Below are 11,541 nucleotides of genomic sequence, written 5' to 3' on the forward strand. Positions count from 1 at the left end.
AAGTGATGGGAGAGCATGTTCAAGAGTGGATTCTAAATGTTCAGATAAAGACATAAAAAAATGAGCGTATTTACATACACTCATTTTTACTACATTTTACTAAAATTTGCTTAACTGACTGGCATTATCCACTTGGAGGCTTTTTATCATCACAATTAAAGTAACCGTTTAAATTTTAATACTTAAAGAATTTCTTTACGCAGTTGTTCCGGTGACTTCATCGACAATAAACCTGGTGCAACATCAAATGCGGTTTTCGCACCGTACTGACCCATCTGGTTCATGCGGTAACACGCACGTGCATAAGCCACCAATACGCTTGCCGTAAACTCAGGATTACTCTCCAGTTTCAAAGAGAATTCCATGACTTGATTATGGGCATCGCTGGTATTGCCACTACGAATCACGAATCCACCATGTGGCATACGATTGTGTTCATTACGAAGAGTTTCTTCATCAATGAAGTTTACCGTTGTATTGTAGTCCGCAAAATAATCCGGCATGGTCACAATGGCCTGTTCAACCTTGGCTGCGTCTGCACCCCCTTCAAGTACCACATAGCACTCACGCGTATGCTTATCTCGGGTGCTTAACTCTGGACGTGAACCACTACGCACCTTGTCCATCGCATCGGTGGAGGGAATGGTATATTGCACACCCGCTTTCACACCCTCAACACGACGAATCGCATCTGAGTGACCCTGACTCAAACCTTTACCCCAGAAGGTATAGGTTTCACCGTCTGGAAGTAATGCTTCACCGAACAAACGATTGATAGAGAACATACCCGGGTCCCAGCCAATCGAAATCATGGCTGTTTTCTTGTTCGCAAGTGCTGGCGCATTTACAGCATCAAAGAACTCTGGAATACGTGCGTGTGTATCAAAGCTGTCGACAGTATTAAATTTACTTGCTAATTCAGGGGTCTGTTTAGGCAAATCATCTTTCGATCCACCACATAAAATCAGTACATCAATCTGATTCTGGAAGTCAACCAATGCATCCATATGAAAAACTTTGGTTTCAGTAAAGCAGGGTGAAACAGTTTCAGGCGCACGGCGAGTAAAAATACCCACAAGCTGTAAATCTGGATTCTTTTGAATGGCAGTTTCCACACCACGCCCTAAATTGCCATAACCAGCAATACCAATACGAATAGAATGTTGCATACAGACAAATCACTTCAAGCTAATAGTTAAACTTTTCCAAATCAGATTCATAAAACGAAGATGATTGGGTGCTTCTTCTGTGGATTCAAGCCATGATTCAGCCTGCTCACAGAATGCACCATATTGTGCCACAATGTTGTATTTGCACCAAATTAAAGCAAAGTCAGTGACGATGCTGATCTAAATCTATCGCATAAAAACAAAAAAACCTCCTGACGGAGGTTTTTCGCAACGGGTGAAATTAAGCACCCGTTTGATAACGTGCCTGAGCCACGGCCGTCGAAGCCTGATAAGGATGGGTAAAATCACCCAGACCGGCTGCCGCTTCCTGAATATCTTTACCTTCTTTAATCACGAAGGTATCGAAACCGGAACGCTTCATATAGTTCAGTACATCTTTAAATACATCACCTGTGGCACGGAGTTCGCCTTCAAAACCCTGACGGCGAAGCAGTGCTGCAAATGAATAACCACGACCATCGTTAAAGCCTGCAAACTCAATAAAGATGGCATCGAGCTGATCTAACGGAAACTCATTGGTTTCAGGCGAAGCATCTACGGTTAAGTACAATGCTTTTTTACCTGAAACATTAGCAAGTTGATCGAGCTGCTCAACCGTTAAAACCACATCACCTTGTGGTAACACGCCATCTTCACCAATAATTTGGTAAGTATTGTCTGCAATCGTGCCATCTTTAGAGAGCACTTGTAGTGCGGTATTAAGCATATGCACGCTCCTTAAATGGTTGAATGCCTACACGGCGATAGGTATCAATAAACTCTTCACCTTCCTGGCGCAGGTCAAGATAAGTATTTAAAATTTCTTCCACCACATCTGGCACTTTTTCCGCAGCAAATGATGGCCCTAAGATGTCACCGATTGAGGCATCATGATCAGCATTACCACCCAGGGTAATCTGGTAGAATTCCGCGCCTTTTTTATCAACACCTAAAATCCCGATGTTGCCGACATGGTGATGACCACAGGCATTCATACAACCGGAGATGTTCAGATCCAGTTTACCCAGGTTGTAAATGGTATCAAGGTCATCAAAACGGCGTGAAATCGCTTCAGAAATTGGAATTGATTTGGCATTGGCCAGCGAGCAGAAATCACCGCCTGGGCAGCAGATAATATCAGTCAAGAAACCAATGTGCGCACGCGCCAGATTGTGTTGATCCAGGGTTTGCCATAAGGCAAACAGGTCTTTTTGTGGTACATCTACCAGCGCAATATTCTGCTCGTGTGTAGTACGTAATTCACCGAAAGTGTACTGATCAGCCAGGTCAGCGATCAGGTTCATTTCTTCCGTGGTGACATCACCCGGGGCAATACCGGCACGTTTCAGTGAAATGGTGACAATACGGTAGCCTTTCACTTTGTGTGCATTGGTATTGATGTTAAACCATTGCTTGAACTTCGGATATTGTGCAAACAGCGCGGTGAAGTCCTCATCTGCATAGTCCTGATAATCGAATGGCGTAAAGTTCTCATCCATTTTTTTCAGGGTGTCTGCATCGACTTTTAAGGTTTTCACCGTATGTGCAAATTCAGCTTCAACTTTCTCGGCAAATACTTCTGGCGTGAGTGCTTTTACCAGAATCTTGATACGTGCTTTATATTTGTTATCACGACGGCCGTGCAGGTTATAGACACGCAGCACTGCTTCCAAGTAAGCAATTAAGTCTTCACGTGGCAGCCATTCTTTAATCACTGCACCGATGATTGGGGTACGACCCAAACCACCGCCAACCATGATTTTATAGCCCATTTCGCCGGCTGCATTGCGTACAATATACACACCAATATCATGGAAAGCAGTTGCCGCACGGTCAATTTCTTCAAGTGCAGATACCGCAATCTTGAATTTACGTGGCAAGAAGGCAAATTCTGGATGGAAAGTCGACCATTGACGGATCAGCTCACAGGTCGGACGCGGATCGGCAATTTCACCAGCGACCACACCGGCATACTGGTCCGTGGTGGTATTCCGGATACAGTTACCTGAGGTTTGAATCGCGTGCATCTGAACTGTGGCCAGTTCAGCCAGCATATCTGGCACGTTTTCTAGTGCAGGCCAGTTAAACTGAATATTTTGACGTGTTGAAACGTGGGCATAACCACGGTCATAGGCCTTGGCCAAGGCGGCGACTTTACGCAGCTGGGTCGAGCTCATTAAACCATAAGGCACGGCAATACGTAACATTGGCGCATAGCGCTGTACATATAAACCATTTTGGAGACGAAGTGGACGATATTCATCTTCTGTCAATTTGCCCGCTAAATAACGTTCCGTCTGGTCACGGAACTGCGCAACACGTTCATTAATCAGTTGCTGATCGAAATCAGTATATAAATACATGGCGTACAGCTAGTAGTTTCATTATAACGACCGACAGGATAGCGACATTTTATCTATCAACAAAATGCGTTTTTTACATATTTCATAGCGATTTTATTGATAAGTCAGCTGGACTTGCGCTGTAAGCAAGCCTTTGCAGCCATTCATTATTATTTTCTGGATCTTTCATTATTTTTTGCGTTATTTAGCATTTTTTTTCATAAGATGTTTATCCTCACTTTTGGGTCTGGATAAACATCTTATATTGGCTGATAAACCTCTTTTATAGACCGGCGCGTTACCAGTTCCCCTGCCCCAAACCTTGGCCACGGAAATCATAACGAGCTTTGGAGCGCGAGAATTTAATCGGGCAGGCCAACTGCGCTTCAGTGTCTGGGCTGTCCTGTTCCAGTGGCACTTGAACCACCCATTCGCGTTGCTGGGCCAGTGGTGAATGCAGTGCTTCTTCTAAATACAGCACCGGTTCGACACAAACATCCTGCTCGGCAAATATTTGCTGCCATTCTACCCAGCTTTTGGATTGAATTTTATTGCCAATGGCCTGTTTCACCGCCTGCCGGTCGTCTGAATCAAAAGAACTTCCTTTTTCCACAATTAGTGGCAACTCCAGGACCGCGGCCAGACCTTGCATAAATTGTGGCTCCAAACCACCGATCGAAAGATAGCGGCCATCTGAGGTACGATAATAGTCATAAAAAATCGCGCCATTTAAATGGCCAGCTTCGGGACGCTGCTGTTCCTGTCCGGCCAGGCTGGCTGCCGCAGCCATATTGTTTAAGGCCGCCACACAGTCAGTCATGGAAATATCAATATATTGTCCCTGTCCGCTGCTTTGCCGTTCAATGACGGCGGCCAATATACCGACCAGCGCATGTAGTGAGCCACCTGCAACATCAGCAATCTGAATGCCCATTGGCGGTGGCCCGGACTGTGCCCGGCCACTATGCCCGGCAATACCGGAAAGCGCTAAATAATTGATATCATGTCCAGCCTTGGCCTGATAAGGACCGCTTTGTCCATAGCCGGTAATGGAACAATAAATCAGTCCGGGATGAATTTCTGCCAATGTGGCATAATCCAGCCCCAAACGCTGCATTACCCCAGGGCGAAACTGCTCAACCACAATATCGTAATCTTTAATTTTGGCTTTAATTTGTGCAATGCTGTCCGGGTCTTTTAAATCCAGCGTCACCGACTGTTTATTGCGGTTCAGGTAACTGTGCGAAGTCGCCTGGCCATTGGCATAGGGCGGAAATAGCCGGACCAGATCGGGACGGTTCGGTGATTCAATATGCACCACTTCTGCGCCTAAATCGGCCAGATAAAGCGTGGCAAATGGTCCGGGTAACAAGGTGGAAAAATCTAAAACTTTGAGTCCGTTTAAAGCGTATGACATTGGAGTTTTTACTCTATTTGTGTTGATTTTTTCATCATCTTAGAAATATAAAAGCATAAACACAATGTCATGTTCAGCCATTTACCTTGATCATTTCGGCAATTTAATATGTGAAAATGGCAAAACAACTCAAGTAAATTGCCAAAAACTTTATTTTTAATGTCATTTAGGTCAAACATACGTGATTACCAAAGACAAAGAGTCAGAAGGCTTTAATATGAGCCGCGATACCATCAGTATCCACTTCGTAAATGCGGCTCTAACCGGTGTCAAACGCCTTGGCATGGACGTCGAGACCTTATTATCACACGTGGGTATTGAGGCCGAGCTGTTACGCCAGCCCAAAGCGCGAATCTCGCCAGAACAATATACCCGTTTTATTAAAATGCTGTGGATGGTGACTCAGGACGAGCACATTGGCTTTGATGTTCAAGGCCGCCGCTTAGGTACTTTTGCCATCATGTGCCAGCTGATCATCCATGCCAAAACCTTGGGTGATGCCTTAGAACTGTCCTCCCAGTTCTATAAACTGTTTGGCGATGAATGGTCGGTGACGCTGGAACGTGACAAACACGAAGCCCGTCTGGTGCCGTTAATTCCTAAGAGCATGGACCCGGACCACTTTATTACTGAAAGTATGCTGATGATCTGGCATGGTCTGGCATCGTGGTTAATTGAACGCCGTCTGCCGCTGGAACGTGTCCACTTTGGTTATGAGCGCCCTGCCCATGCCGATGAATATGATGCGCTGTTCTTCGCCCCAGTGATGCAGTTTGATATGCCGCGTACCGAAATTACCTTTGCGGCCGACTATCTGGACTTGCCAATTCGCCAGAATGAAGAAACCCTGGAAGAATTCCTGAAAGCGGCACCGGCACAGTTATTAGTGAAATTCAAAAATACCAACTCTTTAACTTCACGAATTCGTGATGTCCTGAAGAGCCAGATTGGCGAAGAAATGCCAACCTTGAATGATGTTGCCTCAATGCTGTATCTGTCGCCGCAAACCCTGCGCCGCCGTCTGGCAGCCGAAGGTAAAAGCTATCAGGGCGTCAAAGATGCCTTACGTCGTGATGCCGCGATTCACCTGTTGCTGAATCCGGAACTGACGCTAGAAGATGTAGCGCAACAGGTCGGCTTTAGTGAAACCAGTACCTTCCACCGTGCCTTTAAAAAATGGACTGGAGTGACACCAGGACTATATCGCCAGTTACACGGTTATCACTAAACATTTTTTAGACAACGTCTTTTCAGGTTTGATCTTCCTCTCCGCCCTCACCGCCAAGTGAGGGCTTTTTTTATTGGCGAAAAGCATCATCTGACCTCGCCCGTTCTCGTCATTGCACTTCATCAATTAATCATTACACTCAAAAAGCATAACAATTTAAAACTCATCAAAGGGATAGCACATGAGCGAGGCTTATATTATTGATGCCATTCGCACACCACGCGGAAAAGGAAAAAAAGATGGTTCACTCTATGAAGTGAAACCGATCAGTCTGGTCACCACCCTGTTGCGTGAATTAAAACAGCGCCATCAGCTGGATACTGCCCAGGTCGATGATATTGTGCTGGGCTGCGTCACACCGGTCGGTGATCAAGGTGCCGATATTGCCAAAACAGCAGCGATTGCTGCCGGCTGGAACAATGATGTGGCAGGTGTGCAGATCAACCGTTTCTGTGCCTCCGGTCTAGAAGCCGTGAACTTGGCCGCGCAAAAAGTCCGCTCTGGCTGGGAAGATCTGGTCGTCGCCGGTGGAGTGGAGTCAATGTCCCGCGTACCAATGGGTTCAGATGGCGGCCCGTGGGCGCTGGACCCGGAAACCAACATGGCCTCGAAATTTGTCCCGCAAGGCATTGGTGCCGATTTAATTGCCAGCATTGATGGCTATAGCCGTGCCGATGTCGATGCCTTTGCCGAGCAGTCACAAAAGAAAGCCGCGGCTGCGCAGGCCAATGGTCATTTTGAGCGTTCAATTGTGCCGGTCAAGGACAAAGCCGGTGTTGTAATTCTAGCCAAAGATGAATTTATTAAGCCGAATACCACCGCGGAAGGCCTGGCCAAACTCAATCCAAGTTTTGAAATGATGGGACAGATGGGTTTTGATGCCATTGCACTGCAAAAATATCCTGAAGTCGAGAAAATTCAGCATGTGCATCATGCCGGTAACTCCTCCGGTATTGTCGATGGTGCCGCGCTGGTGTTATTGGCCTCGAAAAAAGCCGTACAGGAACAGGGTTTAAAACCACGCGCCAAAGTGCTGGCCACGGCACTGGTTGGTGCTGACCCGACCATCATGCTCACCGGTCCTGCACCGGCAGCCCGTAAAGCTCTGGCCAAAGCTGGCTTAAGCATTGAGGACATTGACCTGTTTGAAGTCAATGAAGCTTTTGCGGCGGTGGTGATGCGGTTTATTAACGAGATGCAGGTCGATCCGGCCAAAGTCAATGTCAACGGCGGTGCAATTGCCATGGGTCATCCACTCGGGGCCACCGGTGCCATGATTTTAGGCACCCTGCTGGATGAGCTGGAACGTCAGGGCAAAAAACGTGGTCTGGCCACCTTATGTGTCGGTGGCGGTATGGGTATTGCCACCATTATTGAACTGGTTTAAGGAGGAGCCGCATGAGCGCTATTCAATTCGAAAAAAACGCCGACAATATTGTAATCTTAACGCTAGACTCGCCAAACCAGTCCGCCAACACCATGAATGCAGATTTCCGTGCCGCTTTGGCGGAAACCGTGGAAAAACTCAAAGCCGATGAACAGATTGCCGGAATTATCTTCCGTTCGGCCAAAAAAACCTTCTTTGCCGGCGGTGATCTCGATGAACTGATTCAGGCTCAACCGGAACAGGCCAGCGATTTTTTCCAGATGGTGGAAGGCATGAAAGCCCAGCTGCGTTATATCGAAACGCGTGGTATTCCGGTGGTGGCTGCCTTAAATGGCACAGCTCTTGGCGGTGGCTGGGAACTGGCGCTGGGCTGCCATCACCGCATTGCCTTGAATGACCCGAAAACCAGATTCGGTTTACCCGAAGTGACTTTAGGGTTGCTGCCAGGCGGTGGCGGCATCGTGCGGATGGTACGTCTGCTCGGCCTGCAAACTGCTTTTCCATTTTTAATCGAAGGCAAACAGTTTGGGGTAGAAAAAGCTCTGTCTTTGGGCTTGATCCATGACACGGCCGACTCAGCAGATGAAATGCTGCAAAAAGCCATCAACTGGATTCAGGCACATCCGAAATCACAACAACCGTTTGATGTAAAAGGCTATAAAATTCCGGGCGGTGATCCGAAACATCCAGCGGTGGCGCAGATGCTGGCGATTGCTCCGGCGATTTTACGTGACAAGACCAAAGGCTGTTATCCAGCACCGGAAGCAATTATGTCGGCTGCGGTCGAAGGTGCACAGGTTGATGTCGATACCGCACTGACCATTGAATCACGTTATTTTACCTATCTGGCGACCGGTCAGGTCTCTAAAAATATGATTGGCACCTTCTGGCATGGCCTGAATGCCATTAAATCCGGTGCCAGCCGCCCACAGGATATTCCGCAGTGGCAGGCGAAAAAAGTCGGTATTTTAGGTGCCGGAATGATGGGTGCCGGAATTGCCTATGCTGCAGCCATTAAAGGCATTGCGGTCATCCTGAAAGATGTTGCTGTAGAAAATGCTGAAAAAGGCAAAGCCTACAGCCAGAAACTGCTGGATAAAAAAGTTGCTCAAGGGCGGATGACTGCAGAAAAACGTGACCAGATTCTGGCACGCATTACCCCAACGGCCTCAACCGCAGATCTGGCTGGTTGTGACCTGATCATTGAAGCGGTGTTTGAAAATCAGCAATTAAAAGCACAGGTGACCCAGGAAGCCGAAGGCTATCTGACTGCCGATGGCGTGATGGCCTCCAATACCTCGACCCTGCCCATTAGCGGTCTGGCGCAAGCCGCGAACGATCAAAGCCGTTTTATTGGCCTGCATTTCTTTAGTCCGGTCGATAAGATGCAACTGGTTGAAATTATTAAAGGCCAGAACACCAATCGTGAAACCGTGGCCAAGGCCTATGACTTTGTCCAGCAGATTGGCAAGACGCCTATTGTGGTCAATGACAGTCGTGGTTTCTTTACCAGCCGTGTGTTTGGTACCTTTGTGCAGGAAGGTCTGCGTATGCTGGCAGAGGGCATCCATCCGGCCAAAATTGAAATGGCCGCGCTCAAAGCCGGGATGCCTGTTGGACCGCTGGCGATTCAGGATGAAGTCTCGCTGACCTTATCCGAGCATGTCGCGGCAGAAACCCGCAAAGCCTTGCAGGCGGAAGGCAAAGAACGCCCACGCTCAGGTGCAGATGAAGTCATTGAAACCATGATCCATCAGTTTAACCGTAAAGGTAAAGCAGCCGGCGCCGGGTTCTATGACTATCCTGAAGGTGGCAAAAAATCGCTCTGGGAAGGCCTCAGTTACTGGAAAAAAGAGCAGACTGTCGATGAGCAGGAACTGATTGACCGCTTCCTGTTTGTCCAATCGCTGGATACTTTGCGCTGTCTGGAAGAAGGCGTGCTGGAATCGGTGGTAGATGGTAACGTCGGCTCGATTTTCGGGATTGGTTTTGCCCCGTGGACAGGTGGTGCCCTGCAGTTCCTGAATCAATATGGACTAAAAGATGCGCTAAACCGAGCACAAGCTCTGGAACAACGCTATGGTGAGCGTTTTGCCCCACCGCAGTTATTGAAAGATAAAGTCGCGCAAGGTGAACAAATTTAAACCCATCCATCTGGGTAGCATTCAAGAGGCCTTTAGGGCCTCTTGTCTGTTCTGGCGACAGTATTGAGCCGCGCCTCGGCGCAAGGAAAGCATTTTCTTGGCTTGGACTTTGAAATAATTATGTTATAAAGTTTCAACAGATTCAGTTTTCTTTTTATCCAATTGGGCAGTTTGTTATGACCGACCACTCATCTCCAGAAAAATCTCCTTGGGGTTGGAAAGCACTTATTATTTTCTCGGTTTTAGGTGCGTTATTTCTTGGCCTGTTCTATCTTGCCGTGAGCAATGAACCGGACTATATGCCAAGCCAGCAGAATAAACACAACACCCAGCAACATGCGTTTAAAAATGCGCCTGCCATGTCTGAAGAGGCTTTAGCCAAAGCTCAGGCTGATCGCGAAGCACGTGAAGCTCGTGCGGCGGCCAGTGCAGAACAGCATCAAATGACCGAAGCGGAACACGCTGCCATGGATGAAAGCCATAGCGATACCACTGGACACGGTCACTAATCAGCAAATATTAAAAAAGCGGACTCCATGTCCGCTTTTTTATTGGATGCAGATTGCTATTTTTCTTCGGTTGGATGCAATTCACGGCGCATCCGAATATGTGGAATGCCGCAGTCCAGATATTCCTCACCTTCGACCTGAAAACTAAGCTGCTGATAAAAACCGGTGGCATACACTTGTGCCGACAACACCAGAAACGGACGCTGCTCCTGCTGGGCCTGCTGAATAATGGCTTCCATCACTTTCTTGCCCAGACCTAAGCCCCTGTAAGACTTTAAGACCGCGACCCGGCCAATGCTATGGTTGGAGAGCAACCGTGCGGTGGCAATCGGCTGCTGCTGTGCATACGCGACAAAATGTAGCGCTACTGCATCCTCCTGATCCCATTCATCTTCCGGGGCAATCACCTGCTCCTGAATAAAAACCGCTTCACGAATTACTTTGGCATCGGCCTGCAAGTCCTGCCAGCTGCCGGCATGAATACTGATCTGGCTCATTGTTTTATCCTTAACATTTACGTCCGATATCCTGCTGGTCCCACTGATCATTCAGCAAGAGCTCCAGCGAATGTTTCTGAATGCCATAGAGTTCTTTTAAGGCCTGAATCTGGGCCAGCACCGCCGCATCTGGCGCAGTATAGTCTTTGCGTTTGGTGGCCAGAATCATCTTGTTTTTGCTGGTATGTTCCAGTGACACAAACTCAAACACCTTGGTCTCATAACCATAGGCTTTCAGCAATAAAGCCCGAATGGTATCGGTAAGCATTTCTGCTTGCTGTCCGGCATGGATTCCAAAGTGCAGCATCGGTTGCAGCACTTTGGGTGCCTGTAACTGCGGACGCAATTCTTTATGGCAACACGGCGCGCACATAATCATTTGTGCATTCAGGCGAATGCCGGTGTGAATGGCAAAGTCGGTGGCGACATCACAGGCATGCAAGGCAATCATCACATCCAGCTGTTCCGGTGCATAGGTACGGACATCGCCCTGGAAAAAGTCCAGTTGCTGAAAGCCGGAATCTTGCGCCACCTGCTGACAGAACGCGACCATTTTCGGATTCAGTTCCACACCGGTCACATACGGTATCTGCTGATGCTTGGCCAGATAGTCATACAGGGCAAAGGTTAAATAGCCTTTACCGGAACCAAAATCAACAATATGCAAGGGCTGATCTTGAGTGTTGAGCTGCTCCACGGCCCCGGAGAAAATTTCCACAAATTTCTCTGTACACGACAAATTTCACAGAACCCTTATCCTATCAGGATTCTGCTTTCTTAAAATTGCCAAAATTTCCTTAAACTCTTCTTTTTTCCCAAAACCAATTAAACGCTGAATCGCCATTTGA

General features: G+C 47.6%; 9 protein-coding genes and 1 pseudogene. 4 read left to right on the forward strand and 6 right to left on the reverse strand.

Features of this window, described 5'->3' with window-relative positions; translation table 11 throughout:
* Nucleotides 1–182: 182 nt before the first annotated feature.
* The 4 genes from FTU86_RS13080 to FTU86_RS13095 form a co-directional block, all read right to left on the reverse strand.
* Nucleotides 183–1,169, reverse strand: coding sequence for a diaminopimelate dehydrogenase (locus FTU86_RS13080; protein WP_005175800.1), 987 nt, complete (start codon nt 1,167–1,169; stop codon nt 183–185).
* Nucleotides 1,170–1,410: 241 nt separating this feature from the next.
* Nucleotides 1,411–1,896, reverse strand: coding sequence for a DUF934 domain-containing protein (locus FTU86_RS13085; protein WP_005175797.1), 486 nt, complete (start codon nt 1,894–1,896; stop codon nt 1,411–1,413).
* Nucleotides 1,889–3,532, reverse strand: a complete 1,644-nt coding sequence (locus tag FTU86_RS13090; RefSeq protein WP_016659814.1) for a nitrite/sulfite reductase — start codon at nt 3,530–3,532, stop codon at nt 1,889–1,891. Before FTU86_RS13090 ends, FTU86_RS13085 begins: the two co-directional genes overlap by 8 nt.
* Before the next feature lie 277 nt (nt 3,533–3,809).
* A complete protein-coding gene (locus tag FTU86_RS13095; RefSeq protein WP_016659813.1) occupies nt 3,810–4,928 on the reverse strand; it encodes a CaiB/BaiF CoA-transferase family protein in 1,119 nt (372 codons plus the stop codon).
* Between the two features lie 217 nt (nt 4,929–5,145).
* On the opposite strand from FTU86_RS13095, the gene FTU86_RS13100 reads away from it, so the two are divergent.
* The 4 genes from FTU86_RS13100 to FTU86_RS13115 all read left to right on the forward strand — a co-directional run bounded on the left by FTU86_RS13100 (nt 5,146) and on the right by FTU86_RS13115 (nt 10,196).
* Nucleotides 5,146–6,156 (forward strand): AraC family transcriptional regulator, encoded by a 1,011-nt coding sequence (locus FTU86_RS13100; RefSeq protein ID WP_034597576.1) that lies wholly within the window; start codon nt 5,146–5,148, stop codon nt 6,154–6,156.
* A gap of 181 nt (nt 6,157–6,337) precedes the next feature.
* Nucleotides 6,338–7,543, forward strand: a complete 1,206-nt coding sequence (locus FTU86_RS13105; protein WP_160241582.1) for an acetyl-CoA C-acetyltransferase — start codon at nt 6,338–6,340, stop codon at nt 7,541–7,543.
* Between the two features lie 11 nt (nt 7,544–7,554).
* Nucleotides 7,555–9,687, forward strand: coding sequence for a 3-hydroxyacyl-CoA dehydrogenase NAD-binding domain-containing protein (locus tag FTU86_RS13110; RefSeq protein WP_160241583.1), 2,133 nt, complete (start codon nt 7,555–7,557; stop codon nt 9,685–9,687).
* 176 nt (nt 9,688–9,863) lie between these two features.
* Nucleotides 9,864–10,196, forward strand: a complete 333-nt coding sequence (locus tag FTU86_RS13115) for a hypothetical protein (RefSeq protein WP_104473664.1) — start codon at nt 9,864–9,866, stop codon at nt 10,194–10,196.
* Nucleotides 10,197–10,252: 56 nt separating this feature from the next.
* Here FTU86_RS13115 and FTU86_RS13120 read toward each other — a convergent pair whose 3' ends face one another.
* Nucleotides 10,253–10,693 carry a GNAT family N-acetyltransferase gene (locus tag FTU86_RS13120; RefSeq protein ID WP_160241584.1) on the reverse strand — a complete coding sequence of 147 codons (441 nt, stop codon included), beginning with the start codon at nt 10,691–10,693 and terminating at the stop codon, nt 10,253–10,255.
* Between the two features lie 10 nt (nt 10,694–10,703).
* A pseudogene (locus FTU86_RS13125) lies at nt 10,704–11,417 on the reverse strand (SAM-dependent methyltransferase); the annotation flags it as partial.
* Nucleotides 11,418–11,541 lie beyond the last annotated feature (124 nt).

The organism is Acinetobacter sp. YH12155, assembly GCF_013418255.1.
GTDB classification, from domain to species: domain Bacteria; phylum Pseudomonadota; class Gammaproteobacteria; order Pseudomonadales; family Moraxellaceae; genus Acinetobacter; species Acinetobacter indicus.

Bases quoted from the DNA above. Each gene is read 5' to 3' on its own strand.
- FTU86_RS13080 (WP_005175800.1), bottom strand. From the start codon at position 1,169: ATGCAACATTCTATTCGTATTGGTATTGCTGGTTATGGCAATTTAGGG.
- FTU86_RS13085 (WP_005175797.1), bottom strand. From the start codon at position 1,896: ATGCTTAATACCGCACTACAAGTGCTCTCTAAAGATGGCACGATTGCA.
- FTU86_RS13090 (WP_016659814.1), bottom strand. From the start codon at position 3,532: ATGTATTTATATACTGATTTCGATCAGCAACTGATTAATGAACGTGTT.
- FTU86_RS13095 (WP_016659813.1), bottom strand. From the start codon at position 4,928: ATGTCATACGCTTTAAACGGACTCAAAGTTTTAGATTTTTCCACCTTG.
- FTU86_RS13100 (WP_034597576.1), top strand. From the start codon at position 5,146: ATGAGCCGCGATACCATCAGTATCCACTTCGTAAATGCGGCTCTAACC.
- FTU86_RS13105 (WP_160241582.1), top strand. From the start codon at position 6,338: ATGAGCGAGGCTTATATTATTGATGCCATTCGCACACCACGCGGAAAA.
- FTU86_RS13110 (WP_160241583.1), top strand. From the start codon at position 7,555: ATGAGCGCTATTCAATTCGAAAAAAACGCCGACAATATTGTAATCTTA.
- FTU86_RS13115 (WP_104473664.1), top strand. From the start codon at position 9,864: ATGACCGACCACTCATCTCCAGAAAAATCTCCTTGGGGTTGGAAAGCA.
- FTU86_RS13120 (WP_160241584.1), bottom strand. From the start codon at position 10,693: ATGAGCCAGATCAGTATTCATGCCGGCAGCTGGCAGGACTTGCAGGCC.